Source organism: Lactobacillus sp. UBA5813 (assembly GCF_002417895.1).
Lineage (GTDB): Bacteria > Bacillota > Bacilli > Lactobacillales > Lactobacillaceae > Lactobacillus > Lactobacillus amylolyticus.
Genome location: NZ_DICZ01000011.1, coordinates 1 through 14,936 on the forward strand (window position 1 = coordinate 1; position 14,936 = coordinate 14,936).

Annotated in this window: 10 protein-coding genes, 1 tRNA gene and 4 pseudogenes; 1 reads left to right on the top strand and 14 read right to left on the bottom strand. The window is 38.2% G+C overall.

Annotation, left to right across the window (positions count from 1 at the left end; translation table 11 throughout):
• The 13 genes and pseudogenes from B2008_RS08370 to B2008_RS02305 all read right to left on the bottom strand — a co-directional run.
• Positions 1-249 (bottom strand): annotated as a pseudogene (locus tag B2008_RS08370) (IS4 family transposase); the annotation flags it as partial.
• A gap of 138 nt (positions 250-387) precedes the next feature.
• Positions 388-536: pseudogene (locus B2008_RS08275) on the bottom strand (ATP-binding cassette domain-containing protein); the annotation flags it as partial.
• Between the two features lie 455 nt (positions 537-991).
• Entirely contained in the window at positions 992-1,165 is a 174-nt protein-coding gene (locus B2008_RS02255; RefSeq protein WP_286822269.1) for a zinc-ribbon domain-containing protein, read from the bottom strand.
• Positions 1,166-1,330: 165 nt separating this feature from the next.
• Positions 1,331-1,678, bottom strand: coding sequence for an ATP-binding cassette domain-containing protein (locus B2008_RS02260; RefSeq protein WP_081008659.1), 348 nt, complete (start codon positions 1,676-1,678; stop codon positions 1,331-1,333).
• A gap of 110 nt (positions 1,679-1,788) precedes the next feature.
• Complete coding sequence (locus B2008_RS02265; protein ID WP_286822270.1) at positions 1,789-2,508, bottom strand: adenine-specific methyltransferase EcoRI family protein; 720 nt, start codon at positions 2,506-2,508, stop codon at positions 1,789-1,791.
• 271 nt (positions 2,509-2,779) lie between these two features.
• Positions 2,780-2,852: transfer RNA gene (locus tag B2008_RS02270), tRNA-Thr, on the bottom strand.
• A 51-nt stretch (positions 2,853-2,903) separates the two neighbouring features.
• On the bottom strand, positions 2,904-3,689 hold the full coding sequence (locus B2008_RS02275; RefSeq protein ID WP_281827827.1) for a putative ABC transporter permease: 786 nt from the start codon (positions 3,687-3,689) through the stop codon (positions 2,904-2,906).
• A gap of 44 nt (positions 3,690-3,733) precedes the next feature.
• Positions 3,734-4,492, bottom strand: a complete 759-nt coding sequence (locus B2008_RS02280; RefSeq protein ID WP_281827825.1) for an NADPH-dependent oxidoreductase — start codon at positions 4,490-4,492, stop codon at positions 3,734-3,736.
• A 98-nt stretch (positions 4,493-4,590) separates the two neighbouring features.
• Positions 4,591-6,151: pseudogene (locus B2008_RS02285) on the bottom strand (ABC transporter ATP-binding protein).
• A 48-nt stretch (positions 6,152-6,199) separates the two neighbouring features.
• Positions 6,200-6,631 (bottom strand): MarR family winged helix-turn-helix transcriptional regulator, encoded by a 432-nt coding sequence (locus B2008_RS02290; RefSeq protein WP_281827823.1) that lies wholly within the window; start codon positions 6,629-6,631, stop codon positions 6,200-6,202.
• 100 nt (positions 6,632-6,731) lie between these two features.
• On the bottom strand, positions 6,732-8,963 hold the full coding sequence (locus B2008_RS02295) for a DEAD/DEAH box helicase (protein WP_281827820.1): 2,232 nt from the start codon (positions 8,961-8,963) through the stop codon (positions 6,732-6,734).
• An 11-nt stretch (positions 8,964-8,974) separates the two neighbouring features.
• Positions 8,975-10,306, bottom strand: coding sequence for an ATP-binding protein (locus tag B2008_RS02300; protein ID WP_281827819.1), 1,332 nt, complete (start codon positions 10,304-10,306; stop codon positions 8,975-8,977).
• Positions 10,307-10,320: 14 nt separating this feature from the next.
• Complete coding sequence (locus tag B2008_RS02305) at positions 10,321-12,147, bottom strand: TerB N-terminal domain-containing protein (RefSeq protein WP_281827818.1); 1,827 nt, start codon at positions 12,145-12,147, stop codon at positions 10,321-10,323.
• Between the two features lie 148 nt (positions 12,148-12,295).
• Between B2008_RS02305 and B2008_RS02310 the strand changes: the two genes are divergently transcribed.
• Complete coding sequence (locus B2008_RS02310) at positions 12,296-13,954, top strand: phosphoenolpyruvate carboxykinase (ATP) (protein WP_281827816.1); 1,659 nt, start codon at positions 12,296-12,298, stop codon at positions 13,952-13,954.
• Positions 13,955-14,044: 90 nt separating this feature from the next.
• On the opposite strand, the pseudogene B2008_RS02315 reads toward B2008_RS02310, so the two are convergent.
• Positions 14,045-14,766, bottom strand: a pseudogene (locus B2008_RS02315) (carboxymuconolactone decarboxylase family protein).
• Between the last annotated feature and the right edge of the window lie 170 nt (positions 14,767-14,936).

Genomic DNA, 14,936 nt, shown 5'->3' on the forward strand with positions numbered 1-14,936 from the left:
GAATCGATAGTAGGTGTTTTTGGAGAAGCCAGCAGTACACTTGCCAGACTTCTGTTGCATGTACATGCTTCTGTCTCGAAACACATTACTGAAGATGTATGAAAGGATCGACCAAAGTGGGATTCCTTTGGACTTGCGGAGCCCACATCTACGGAGAAGCTCCATAACTTTCTAGTCCTTGAAGAACTTTTCAACAGAACGGGCAATTTTAGGTTCGTTTTCAGTATCGAATGATGGTAAACTAGACATAGCGCAAGCCTTTCGTTTGATATTGATGATGTTTTGGTCGGCTTAATTATATCAAGCGAACAAAGGTCTTGTGCTTTTTTATTGGCTAAACTATTGAATTTTCAAGGTACAAGCCCACTTTTGTAAGTGGGAAGTTTAAGTTAATATATTAAAAAATATTGTTTTTCCTGCACCATTAGGACCTAAAAGCCTATATGTTCTCCTTTCAGAAGCCTGAAAGAAGTATTTCTGAATATGACTTTATCTTCAAAACTGTGAGAGAGATTTTCTATATCTAAAATGCTCATAATGTAATACCTCCGAATTTTTGTTATTTTGTCTCTAAGATTTTTAGTGTGTTAGTGTGTTATATATAAATTTATGAAATTCAGTATAGTATAGGGTAGCAATAAAAAATGGAAGAGGATAATTTAATCCTCTTCCATTACTGACATTTGAAATCTGTTTTGATTTTGATGCCACAGCTGCAATATATAAAATAGCAACAAAAAGAGTTTATCCTGAATAAACGATGTTACTATTACCAATGTCTGAAAAAAGGGTATAATATCCCTCTATCAGGCTAATATGGCAGCAATAACTCCGTTTTTATTCATGATAAACTCTCAACTCCCTATAATATAATCAATAGTCATTTATCTTGTTATATAGTTTTTTTAGAAATTTGTAAACATCTATAGTTAAAATAATAAAAATTAAATTAAGGCAAATAAAAAAGGAAACCCTGAGGCCTCCCCGAAAACTATCTATAATTATGGTTGTTGAAGTTTCTTCTTTTCTGTTTTCTTGCTTTTCTGCATTCAGGGCATCTCTGAGGTTCGTTTTCGAAACCTTTTTCCTTGTAGAATTCCTGTTCACCCTCAGTGAATACGAATTCCTTGTGGCAATCTTTACATACTATAGTTTTATCTGGCATTTAAATACCTCCTCTTCATTATGGATTAAACTAATTAAGGTTCATATCATATCTCCAAAAATGAAGAGTGAAATGCACAAAAATTGATTAAACCATTGATTTACCAACACAACCCTTACTATATCATATGATTTAAAAAAATGCAAGAAACATAAAAAAATTTTATTATATGATTTTTCCATCTTGAACTAATATGGTTCGAGTGCTGTACTCAGCAGATTTTTTTGAATGAGTTACCATTATTATAGTTTTTTTCTTTTCTAAATTTATTTTTTGCAACAGTTCCATTATTTCTGTTCCTGTTTTTGAATCAAGATTTCCGATTGGTTCATCTGCAAGGATTACTTCAGGGTTATTTATAAGGGCACGAGCTATTGCAACACGCTGCTGTTGACCTCCTGAAAGTTCACGCGGAGTATATTTACGCCTGTTTGAAAGCCCAACAATGTCAATAATTTCATCAAGCTCTTTTTTAAAAGCGGAAGCTTTTTTACCATCGAGAAGTACATGCAAGAGGCTATATCGCCATCACTAGCAGCTTAATTGAATATTTACTGGCTAAACTATTGAGTTTTCAAGGCTTCATAGTTCTTTTTGGTGTGGGAAGTTTAAGTTACTAAATTTTATATTATCCGCCATTGACATGAGTGATGACCTTCCACCCATAAAAAATTGTCTTTGATCAAAGGAAAAATTTCTTTATACGTTATTGCATTTACATTACCTATAATCAATAATCGCTTTTCTTTTTGATTTACCCACTTAACAAATTCTCTAAATAATGAAAAAGGTGGATTAGTCACTATAATATCCGCTTTGTTTTTTAATTGAGTAACTTCCTCGCTTCTGAAGTCACCAGGAACAAATCTAGTTATTCCATCGGGTTCCTTGTCTCCCTTTAAATATGATAAAATATTTGATTTATTTCCATGATTCAATTTAAATTTTTCTTCGTTGAGCATTTTCTCAACATCTTCAATATTGAATCTACCATCATGGTCAAAATCTTCCACATGAGTTAAGTCAATTTTATATGCTTTACTCGAAGTATTAGTAACTTGATTTTCATCATCAAATAAAGATAGCTGAGTATTTACTACAGGACTTGAATCATAACTTGTAGCAATTAATCTTTTTAAACCAAAATCATTAAAATGAACTGCAAAGAATTTGAAAAAGTTACTTTCAAAAGGATCGTCAGCAGGCAATAAAATAGTTTTATCCCTAAACACATTTTTGTTGTATTCAAGGTATGCATTTACTTCTTTTTCTATTTCTTCCCATCTTGTATAAAATTCATCTTTTTTTGCAATCTTTGCATTAGTCAAATTTTTATTTGCCATTAAAATACCTCATATAATCTTTATAAATATAATCAGCAAATCCTTATAATTTTTATATTGATACACAAAAAGACCCTGACCTACTTTCATAGATAAGAGTCTTTATTCATTATTCCACTCTCAAAAAACCGCGTGCAAAAATTGCACTTTAACAAAAGAACAGAGTGCACTTGTTGTGCATCATTTACCTTTACGCAAAAAAATTAACCTTAACTTATCTTCGCAAAACGTTAAAAAATCAAGGTTAATCAAGTAAAATTATACTTTTTTATGCCGAATGGCAGAATCGAACTGCCGACCTCTTCTTTACGAGGGAAGCGCTCTACCGACTGAGCTAATTCGGCATCACTCGTAACAAGAGAATTATACCAAAAATGTCAGTCAATGTACAAATCCTATTTTAATAATCCTCGCTTGATCAAATCCTGTTTCAAATTCTCAAAGCGCTCTGCATCATCAAACTTCATCTTCGCAAAACTATTGATCAAACGCCGCTGGTTCCAACTCAATCTGCGTTTTGGCCGAATCTCATCAATATGTTTAATCATATCTTCATGCCAATTAGCCAAATTCTTTCTGAGCTTCCAATCATCAGTAGCCTGATTAACACGTGCGTGCAACTTATCAAGTCGCGCATTGATCCTTTCATTCCACATCTGTGTCGTAGCATGAAATCTTCTTACACTGATAATCGTAAGAACAAGGTCCGTCCCCATCCCTACAACAATCATCGCTGCCAAGGCGCCATGCGTGTTCATTTCTTCCCAATTGATCACTTTTTGAATAAAAGGCTGCACGAATTTTACCAAAATAACGAGGCCAAAGCCCCAGAATAGCGAAATCACAGGTGCAACTCTGCCTTGAATGTTGCCCCACAAATTTGAATAATCCCATAAGACCATGTGGAAAACTTTTTCCAAAAATAAACTAGCAACAAATTCCAACAAGCTCGCAACAATAATACCCACGATGAACAGCAAGAAAATATTGTCTTGCACGCGATAAGTACAAATTAAAATTGTCGTAATTGCAAAGCCATACACGGAACAATACGGCCCAAATAAGAAGCCACGATAATCATAATGACCATCTTTTAATGAACAATAGACCGTTTCCCAGAGCCAGCCAACAACTGAATAAGTAAAAAATAAGACAATAATCTCAGAAAGTGAATATGGCATACCATTCCTCCTGAAATTATTGTCTCATACAATCTTTTATTTGCCTATTTCCAATCTAAGCAAAGTCCTTGCTCGTGCAGAAGCTCCGGCAATTCATCCCGGTCAGTCTCATGATTATTAAGTTTGGCACCTGTGATTTGTTTAGTAAAAGAATCGATTCTTCTATTGGCATCCCGTAAATCATAATAAGTAGTAACTACTTGATCGTAGTCAGCTAAATCTTTGACATCAAAGTCCTTGTTATACTTGTCTTCAAAACAAGTAAATTCAAGCGGCAGACGCGGCTTTAATTGTGGTTCCTGATCAGGCACGCCAACTTGCATCCCCAAAACTGGGAAAGTAAGCTTAGGCAAATCAAGCGTTGCCAGCATCTTCTTTGGATGATCATTAACTGTCCCAAGAGGAACGTAGCCCAAATCCATGCTTTCCACAGCATTAGCCACATTCTGAAAAGCTAAGATAGTATCTTCCATTGCCTGGAAGAAAATATCAGTAGTATGAACGCGACCATCATCTTTGCCCAATTGCTGGCGAATTTGCTGATTACGGTACAAATCAACGACAAAAATAAACAAGTCGCCTTCAGCACCAACATATTTTTGATTGCACAACTCTTGGATCTTTTGTCTTTTAGCAGGATCAGTAATGTGGAGCAAGGAAGCATTTTGCATGAACATGCTGGTTGCTGTATGTTGAAAAACTGTGTACAAAGTTTTGAGCTGTTCTGGCAATAAAAGCTGATCTTTAAATTTTCTGATTGAACGGTGATTGATTTGCTTATCGATAGTTGAATTGTGAATCATAAAAATGCCTCTCTTCTTTATACTTACTTATTGTTAGTTTACTATTTTTGATAAATTTTGTAAAAGAAAAAACAGAGCCACTCGACTCCGTTTTTCATTTATAAACTATTGCCAGCAAACTGGCTGTTATACAGGTCAGCATAGAAGCCATGCTTATTCATCAGCTGCTTATGCGTCCCTGCTTCCATAATATGGCCATGGTTAAGCACGATAATTTGATCAGCATTAACAATTGTGGATAATCTGTGCGCAATGACAAAACTAGTCCGCGCTTTTCTCAAATTCCGCATTGCTTCTTGAATCAGCAATTCAGTTCTCGTATCAACCGAACTGGTTGCTTCATCCAAAATAAGCACTTCTGGATCAGCCAAGAAGGCTCTGGCAATCGTCAATAACTGGCGTTGTCCTTGTCAAACTGCAGGTTGGAACGAATCGTTCCCTTAAACAGAACGGCTTCCTGCTGCGTAATTGAAATTATTTTGTGCAGATCTTGCTGACTCACTTGATCAATATTTTGACCATCAACTGTGATTTTTCCGCTCTCAATCGTAAACAGACGTGGAATCAAATTGAACAAAGTCGACTTTCCTGAACCAGTACCACCAATGATTGCGATGGTTTGACCGGCCTTTGCTGAAAATGACACATCATACAAAACAGAATTTTCAGCATCTTTGTATTTAAAAGTAACCTTATCAAAGTTCAAAGAAACCGGTGCATCAGCTGCAAAAGTTTTGTTTTGGATTTTTCTGGATCAGTAATTGATGGCTTAGTGTAAAGCACTGCGTTGATTCTTGCCGCAGAAGCAGAGGCACGTGGAATAACTACAAAAAGCATGGTCAACTGCATGAAGCTGAACAAAATCTGCAAAGCATAAGTCATAAAGGCGATTAAATTACCGACTTCTATCGTTTTGTTTGCAATTAAATTTGCACCAATCGTAATAATTCCGACGTTGGTCAGACTAAGCACCAAAGTCATGATCGGCATCATGATTGACATCAATGTATAGTCCTTAATGCCGACTTGCGTATAATCTTCATTAGCCTTTTTAAAACGATCCTGTTCACGCTTTTCCTGTCTGAAAGCTCGAATAACTCTGACACTAGTCAAGCCTTCACGGAAAATTAAGTTGATGCGGTCAACTTTTTTCTGAATACTCTTAAATAATGGCACTGCTGAACGCATGATGAGAAAGACTACGATGACTAAAATTGGCAATGCAATTAAGAAAACAATCGTCAGTCATGGCTCTCTAAAGTAGGCCAAAATAATTGCCGCTACCAGCATAATTGGCGACTGCATCAATAAACGCAATAGCTGCATGAAGACTGTCTGAATTTGAACGACATCATTAGTTGAACGGGTGATCAAAGTAGCATCCCCAAATTTAGTCATTTCGTTGCCGGAAAATTCCAACACATGGTGAAACAGCATTTTGCGCAATTTTTCACCGGCACCCATAGCTTGGGTAGCTGCATAGTAAATATTGCCGAAAGCAACGATTAAACTTAAGGCTGCTACGCCTAGCATTAGCAATCCGTCACGCCAAATGTAGGCCATATCTTTTGCCACAATTCCGTTATCGACCAGACCAGCCGTAATTGTTGGCAACCATAAATAACAGCCTACCTGAATGAAAATAAATAAAGCAGCCATGCTTACCGCCCATGGATTTAACGTTTTTTGGCTATTTCTTTCATTAGCTTATCCTTTCAAATATTCATCGATTGTTCGCTGCAGCTTATCTGTCAAATGCAGCAGTTCTTTTTGTTCCTGCTCATCTAGGTCTCCTAACAGCGTTCGGTTAAACTCTGCCCATTGCTGACCATTTTCTTTTACTATTTTTTCTCCAGCATCTGTCAGACTGACTCGCAAAATTCGCTTATCTTTGTGATCGCGCTGCCGCGTAATCAGTTTTGCTCGTTCCAGTCTCTCTAGGACTTCACTTAAAGAAGCTGGTCGGACTTCCGCTTTAGCAGCAAGTTCTTTTTGCGATAAACTGTCATTGTTTTTAGCTAAAATTCTAAGAATTCGCCCTTGTCCTTGGATGCCATTTTTATCGGAAAACTTTTTGCGCCAAACCATGTGATTGGTGTGCATCAATTTTATCCACTTTTCATATAATTCTTGATTCATTTTAACCACCATATTAGTTAGGTACCTTATCAATTTAGCATCATCACTGAATCTTTTCAAAGAAAAAAGATGATAAAAGCAAGTTTTATCATCTTTATGATCAATTATTTTCTTTAAACATTGCATTAACGCATTTTTTCATTTCTTTAATATCTAATACGCTGTATGCAAATTCTTTTCTAATTAATTCATCTGGCAAATATTCGTCATATTTGTCAAAAACTGGAACTTCTTTGGGATAAACCAAATCCATGGGATCAAAATCCTTTTCCGCTTCTTCCTGCAATATTTTGTAGAATTCATCAGCATCTGCGTCCATCGCAAACTCCATAAAATATGGTCTCGAAGAATTGAAGCCACGCAAATTTAGGCGGTCTGCGCATTTGATTCTAAGCAGTCTTTCCAATGCCAAAAAAGCATAAGAACCAGTCCAAGGGAAAAAGACCCACATATTGCCACCTAAATTAATCAGTTGCTTTTCAGGCAAGCCCGCAATATTGCAAGTATCGCGCATTTGTGTCAATCGTGCCTTGGCATTGTGAAGCAAATATGGATACATCGTTTTTTCAGCTAAAACTTTCCGCATCCTGTGCAAAATATGGGGATGAATATCTCCTGGCACATCGCCAAAGTAGGCCGGAATTCGCCCATCAACGCCATGGCAATATACCTGATGGCGCTTGCGATCGATATCTTCAACTACCCAAACGCGTCCAGCAATTGCGATCTTGTCACCGACTGGAGGCGGCTTAACAATGGTACCTAATTCTTCGCTTCCGGCATGAACGCTGAATTCTTCATTCTCTTGGAAAACTGCGTAGAATTTGAAGTTATTCACAACTTTTTCACCGGCTAAGCCCAGAATCAAACCACCATTTTCAGTGTGCTCGATTTGGTTTGTTTTCAATAAATGCCACAGCAAAATTTTGTAATCATCTTGACTAACATTATGAAAATAAGCCAGCGATAAAACACGTGAAGCCAGTTCAGCAGGACTCATTTCACCGCTAGATGCCAAAGTGCTCATCGTTTGGTGATAGAGCAAACTATATGGCAACCGATTCGGCTCAGGGGGTTCGACCCATTTTTCTTCTAAATATAGCTGCACAAGCGCGATTCCTTGAAGTAAAGACCAGGGAATCAAATCCGGCAGCATTGCCCGTGACTCTGGGTGCTCTTCGCGCATAACAAAGTGCATCTCCGGTGGATTGCCTCTTCTGCCCGTTCGTCCCATTCTTTGCAAAAAACCAGAAACGGTGAACGGCGCATCGATCTGAAAAGCCGATTCTAGTTGTCCAATATCGATCCCTAATTCTAGAGTAGCCGTTGCACAGGTAGTCATGTAAGAATCCTCGTCCTTCATTGCCTGTTCGGCTGTTTCTCTTAATGCTGGCGACAAGTTTCCGTGGTGAATTAAAAAGCGATCTGGTTCATAATTATATTGACAATATTCTCTGAGCTGCTGACAAACCGCCTCACATTCTTCACGACTATTGGTGAAGACCAAACATTTTTTGCCACGAGTATGTTCAAAAATATAGCCAATTCCAGGATCAGCCAGTGCCGGTGCTTGATCGGTTTTCGGAGCACCCACTTCACTAGGATCAAAATCTTTATCCCCAGCTTGTGGATTAGTTTGGTAAAAATGCTCCATCGAAAGCCGCCAAACCTGTTCTTGATTTTGCACCTTTGGTGCAACGGTTTGATGTTGGCTGCCGGAGCCAAGGAATTCTGCTGCTGCCTTTAAATTGCCGATTGTTGCTGACAGGCCAATTCTTCTGGGGTTTACGCCTGCCAACTTGGACAGCCGTTCTATTAGGCAAAAAGTTTGCCCACCACGATCGCTGCGCAAAAAAGAATGAAGCTCATCAATGACGATAAATTGCAATCCATGAAAGAGATGCGGAATGTCCATATGTTTATTAATCATAAAGCTTTCTAATGATTCCGGCGTAATTTGCAAAATACCGGAAGGCTTTTTTAACATTTTCCGCTTTTGCGATTGAGCTACATCCCCGTGCCAGCGCCAAACTTTAATATTTGTATCCTGACACAAGTCAGTTAAACGATCATATTGATCATTAATCAATGCCTTGAGTGGTGCAATATACAGTACTTGAATTGAATCTGCTGGTTGCTGCGCTATTTTGGACAGAATCGGGAAAAATGCAGCTTCAGTTTTTCCTGATGCTGTTGAAGCAGAAAGCAAGACATTGTGATCAGTGGTAAAAATCTCTTCCGCCGCTGCTACCTGAATCGGACGCAAAGTTTGCCAACCATGCTCGTAGATATAGTCCTGGATAAATGGTGCATAATGATCAAAAACGTCCATGATTCATTCCTTTAAATAGTAAATTCAGTATAATCATCATCTTTATTATCAGAGACTGCTTCTGATTTTGCATAAGAGAACTGCTCTGAATTGAGCAGTTCTTCAATTTTGGTCTTTGGATTCTGCCAAACAATATCAAGCAATTCGATAAAGTCTCTGATAATCTCTCGCGGAGTGATATTCGTATCCGCACCGATTCTAGCATATTCGATTTTAATAAATTTAGCCAAATCGTCATCCGTAATCGTACGCTCATAGCCGTAAAGTCCCGCATGCATATCTGCCAATTTTTCCGTCAAAACCAGCATTTCTTCCGCAGTTAACGGCTCAAGCTTGATAACCGGAGCGTACATGTCCCGGGCACCATCTTGTGCAAATTTTCCTTCGGCTAGTCTAGAACGCAAAGCTTCATACGAATAAACGCCCCGCCGCCGATCTTCTACAGCTTGCGGCGTACCAGCCATAATAATTCCCAGATATTTTGCCTTGCCCTGCAAAGTATCGTTGTACATCGTCAAAATTTTTTCATAGTTATATTGGCGACTGATTGAGTTGGGGATCTTAAAAATATTTACCAATTCATCAATCATCACCATTAAGCCGCTATAACCAGCCTGTCTAAAGAAAGATGCAAACAGCTTCAAGTATTCGTACCAATCATCATCGGAAATAATTACGCTAACTCCCAGCTCCTTTTTGGCTTCGGTTTTATGCGTATATTCACCTCTAAACCACTTGATCACTTTTGACTTGGTTTTATCATCATCGGCCATATAAGCGTGGTAATACATATTCAATAGTTTGGCAAAGTCAAAACCATGTACTAATTCATTTAAATTAGAAATAACCGCATAAATTTTTTTATCGACTTCCTGCTCAAACTTCGGATCAGCATCATTTAGCCCGGTCTCCTGTGCTACTTGAGTTTGCACAGAATTTATCCACCGATCCAAAATCAAAGTTAGCGCACCACCTTCGGGACGAGTCTTTGTGGACAAGTTTTGAATTAATTCTCGATAAGTAGCCAAGCCTTGTCCCTTCGTTCCCTGCAAGCGTCTTTCCGGTGACAAGTCGCCATCAACAACGACGAAATTTTTATCCATGACATAATTGCGAATCGTTTGCAGCAGGAAGCTTTTTCCGGAGCCATAACGTCCAACGATAAAACGAAAAGAAGCTCCGCCTTCTGCAATAATATCCACATCATGCAGCAATGCAGCAATTTCATCCTTGCGGCCTACAGTGATATAAGGCAGACCAATTCGCGGCACTACTCCACCTTTAAGCGAGTTTAAAACTGTTTGTGCAATTCTTTTGGGAACGCGCCGTTTTTTCTCTGGCATTAATTATTTACCCCCTAAAAAATTTCTTTTAAATCTGGAAGATAGTCTTCAATAATTTCTGGTTGATTATTTTCGTCAAAATCAATGACAGCATCCCCGATCTCATCGAACAACTTATCATTAATTCCGTCAGCTAAAATTGAAACCATTAGGTGATGCTGTTTAATGTAGCTCTGCCAATCTTCATTATTAAGAAGGCCCATTAACAGATGCATTTCATCTTTAGTTAAACCATAATTGTTTTCCGTCTTCAAAGTTTCTGATTTCTTTGGCAAAACAGGCTGCTGACTTTCTTCTTTTTCAAGCTGCTTTTCTTCATCCGTCAGTAAACTATCACGTGTCTCTGATGCATCAGCTCTGATTTGATCAAGATTAGCAAAATTGATTTTGATATGGGGTCTCTTAGCTTCCTCAACCTGCTTTTGATATTCAGCAATGCCATCAGCAATTGCTTGTAAAAACTCTTTTTCGAGTTTTCGCGGTTTTAATTTTTGACCAACATGCATTTTTTCTCGAAGCAGACGATCCGTTTCATGCAAAAAGGCGTTCAGTTCACTTTTTTGTCTTTTTATAGGAAACAAACTGCTGCAATACCATTCCTGATTTTGATAAAAGTACTTTCTTTCTGAATCAACAGCAAGTGGTTCAAAGTCATGATTTCGCCAATAAAAAACTGCTCCGGCAAATAAGTTCTCAACCAGCAGATGTCGCTGAGCGATATACTTACTAAAAAAATCTTGACCGTTTTTCAGCTTGGCTTGCAATACAACCTGCCAAATTTCTTTAAATACTTGTTCAAACTGCGGACCAATTTTTTTAGCAGTGACATTTTTATCCAAATAAGTCGAAAAATGCTTCACTGCAGCAAGCAATTCATGAGCAGAATAATCCTCTGGATGAAGCAAGATATGATATTGCAAGTCTTGCTTCAATTCATCTGCAAAAACCAACTGGTTCTTTTGCGGCAAATGATAGTACAAAGCATAGTCTTTAAGCCATTGCTTGAGGTAGGACTCCAGTTCTAAGTCAAATTTCTGCACATAATTTTTCTGAAAAATACGCAGCTGCTTAAAACCTTCCGCCGGATCATCGATTCCAACATTGTTCAGCAATTCAAAGACATAGACAAAGGCATACGAAGTGCTGGTCTTTTCATACTCTCCGCTTCTAATTTTTTGCCGCCAAGTAAAATATGTACGCAATTGCGGCACCGTCATATCATGAAAGGCTGGATAGTAGCGTTTAAACACAACAGGATTTTGGTAATTGTCTTGATAATTTTTCATCAACTGTGCTTGATGGTAAAAATTTTTGGCCTTCCCTTTTGCAGGCAAAATACTGTAATCGTAACTGGCCCGCATTTTTTGAATTGCCGCCGGGACATCTTGCTCATGTCTTTTTGCCAGGGTCTTGTCTCGTGATTTAATCGCCTGTGCCTGATATTTTTCATCGGCTGCTTCACCAGGAACGTAAATAAACGGCTGCCGATCAATTGCCTTGTCCTCTTCTCCATTCATCGCCAATCTAAAGGCATAATCAAATGCATTTTCAATTGCATCCCGATGAACTTGATTCAACCACACGCCAACCCAATCGCTGATTTTTAATCTAAATGGCGTTGAAAATCCTGGCAGGTCCCGAATCATATCAGAAAAACTGCCGCAGCGTAAATCCAGCGTCGCAATGAAATGGTCACCTTGTCGAATACGCGACATCATTGCAAAATATGATCCATCAACTGGTGATTTTAAGAGGTATAACTCGGTTGATCCGGGAACTGCCGGAAAAAATTTTAAGCCATATTTTTTAAAAACAAACTTGCTTAAATCGTTGAAATTCAAAGCTACCGGCCCTCTTTTCCGTACGTATGTTCTATTATTATAACAGGTTATTTTATTTTTTTGAATTAATGTTATCAAAATATGTTATTATAGATGTGTTGATAAATAAAACCGCTTTCATATAGATAGAAGGAGGAAATACGGTAATATGAGTACAAAAGAACGTTATTCTCAAGACGAATTAAGAAAAGCAAATCCAATGTTTAGTCGCGTTCGCGCTACCATTGAAAGTGCTTTTTATGGTAACAATGTTCACGAAGTAACTAGTGTTGCTGAAGCTTACAATTTAGCTAAAAAACAATCAGGTGTTATTGTAACTGACTTGCCAATTTTACATACTAAAGAATTAGGCTTGCCACAAGGTGCAACCCAATTAGTTTACAACCACGGCAAGATTTTGGGCAGAACTGCCAGTGCTCGTCACTTCACTGACGATCCTAAGGAAGATGCAGAAGCATTAGCTGGCAACTTGCGTGAAGATATTTATGCCGGTCATGAGCAAAAGTATTTAAAAGCTACTGTTTTGGTAGGTCTTGACCCAACATTTGCTGTTAAGGCTCACGTTATGATGCCTGAAGATCAAGCCTTCAACCTGCTTTCATACATTTTGAACTTCCACTTCTTCGATGATGAAGTTGCTGAAATGTACAAGAAGTCAAAGGCTTACAACGAACCGGACATCTACTTCTACTTCGATCCAAATGTAACTGATCCAGACTACCCAAAGGGCTTAGGCGTCTTTGACGCTCCACATAACTGTGCTGCTGTCTTCAACCTTCGCTACTTCGGTGAATTGAAGAAAGGTACTTTGACTTTAGCTTGGGCTATTGCTCACCGTCACGGCTACACTGCTTGCCACGGTGGTGAAAAGTCATTCCACTTCACTGATAAAGACGATAAAGTATTCGCATTCTATGGCTTGTCTGGTTCAGGTAAATCAACTTTGACCCACGAAATGTACGATGGCAAGTATGACATTACTGTTTTGCACGACGATGCCTTCATTATTTCACGTGAAGATGGTTCATCTGTAGCTCTTGAGCCTTCATACTTCGATAAGACTCACGACTACCCAGCAGGTCACCACGAAACCAAGTACTACACCACAATTATGAACTGTGACGTAACTCAAGATGAAAACGGCAAGAAAGTAATCGTAACCGAAGACTTGCGGAACAACAACGGTCGTGTTATCAAGACTCGTTACACTAGTCCTCACCGTGTTGACTTCGAAAAAGCTCCAATCACTGCTTTGTTCTGGATTATGAAAGACGGTTCATTACCACCACTTTTGAAGATTGACGACCCAGTTTTAGCAACAACTATGGGTTGTACTTTAGCTACTAAGAGAACTGCAGCAGAAAACTTGCCTAAGGGCTTCGATATGAACACTTTGGTTATCGAACCATTCGCAGACCCATTCCGTGCTTATCCAGTATCTGGCGACTACACAGACTTCAAGGAATTGTTCACTAAACGTGGCGCAAGCTGCTACATCTTGAACACTGATGCATTCATGGGCAAGGACGTACCAAAAGAAGTTACTAAGAAGATTATTGAAGACTTAGCTAACGGCTCAATCACTGATAGCGACCTTAAGCCATTCGGCAACTTCAAAGGCGTTTCATACTTGCCAATTGCTGGCTACGAAGTTCACTTAGACGATCCTGAATACCAAAAGACTTTAGCAAGAAGAATGCAAGATCGTCTTGATTGGCTCAACAACTACGATAAGGAACACCCAACAACTCCTATCCAAGATGAAGCCAAGGAAACTTTGGAGAACATTATTAAAGAATTAAGCTAATAAAAATGCTAGTTTAAAATATTTTCTTAATGATTACGAAAAAAATCGACTAAGTAATTGAACTTAGCCGATTTTTTATTTGCCTAAAATTTAACCATTGATCGCTTTATCCGCTTCATTAATAATTCTAATTGCATTTAAGCTTCTTGGATAACCAATAAATGGTTCATTTTGCAAAACAACCTTGGTTAAGAATTCTTTGTCATTTCACAACCCAATATTTGCCTTAGAGTGAGCTAAAAGTTGTGGCTCTACTCCACCTTGAGCAGCTAAATAGCAAAATGTGATCATTTCACGATCATTATCGTTTAAGCCCTTTCTGGTGTAGTAATCGCCGAAACAATTATCAACCAACCATTTATGAATGGTATCAATCTTAGAAAAGCCCTTCATTTGAGGCCCAAATAAGCGAATCTGCGTCTCTTCACCTTTTTCAAGACAATTCTCTTCATTGTAGTCGTTGCTTGCCCTGCTAATGGCAATTTTACGCCTCGTGCAGTCAATATATCATTGGTTGCCTTGAAGAATGGCAAAACTCTGCTTAAACCCAAATAGTCAGGAGCTTGATACAAAACTTCTTTTGCCTCAACTGGACTAACACTGTTGTCTAAGGCAACTGGCAGCATAATTTTGTATTCATCTAATCCTTGACAGCCTAACAACTAAGCCAACGTACTCAACATTTTGGTTCTGTCTGGCAAATCTACATCGTTTTGTACTTCATCAAAGGCAAAGTGATTAATTCTTTCGAGAGCTTCTGGATCTGTTTTTGCAAGCAAATTAGCATGTGCTGCTTGAGCTTCATCTTTAATTTACATTTTATAACCCACCTTTGCTAAAAATTATTTTCACTTTATATTAAAGCCCATTTTGTAGCACTTGAGAAATAATTGTTTTTGATTTCTAATCATAATTTTTATTTATAAAAAAAGAAACCATGACACTGAGCCATGATTTCTTTGGCTCTATAATTTTTCCTGTT

What these genes read in the sequence shown, in the direction of transcription:
- B2008_RS02255 (WP_286822269.1), bottom strand. Translation starts at nt 1,165, where the DNA reads ATGCCAGATAAAACTATAGTATGTAAAGATTGCCACAAGGAATTCGTA.
- B2008_RS02265 (WP_286822270.1), bottom strand. Translation starts at nt 2,508, where the DNA reads ATGGCAAATAAAAATTTGACTAATGCAAAGATTGCAAAAAAAGATGAA.
- B2008_RS02275 (WP_281827827.1), bottom strand. Translation starts at nt 3,689, where the DNA reads ATGCCATATTCACTTTCTGAGATTATTGTCTTATTTTTTACTTATTCA.
- B2008_RS02280 (WP_281827825.1), bottom strand. Translation starts at nt 4,492, where the DNA reads ATGATTCACAATTCAACTATCGATAAGCAAATCAATCACCGTTCAATC.
- B2008_RS02290 (WP_281827823.1), bottom strand. Translation starts at nt 6,631, where the DNA reads ATGAATCAAGAATTATATGAAAAGTGGATAAAATTGATGCACACCAAT.
- B2008_RS02295 (WP_281827820.1), bottom strand. Translation starts at nt 8,963, where the DNA reads ATGGACGTTTTTGATCATTATGCACCATTTATCCAGGACTATATCTAC.
- B2008_RS02300 (WP_281827819.1), bottom strand. Translation starts at nt 10,306, where the DNA reads ATGCCAGAGAAAAAACGGCGCGTTCCCAAAAGAATTGCACAAACAGTT.
- B2008_RS02310 (WP_281827816.1), top strand. Translation starts at nt 12,296, where the DNA reads ATGAGTACAAAAGAACGTTATTCTCAAGACGAATTAAGAAAAGCAAAT.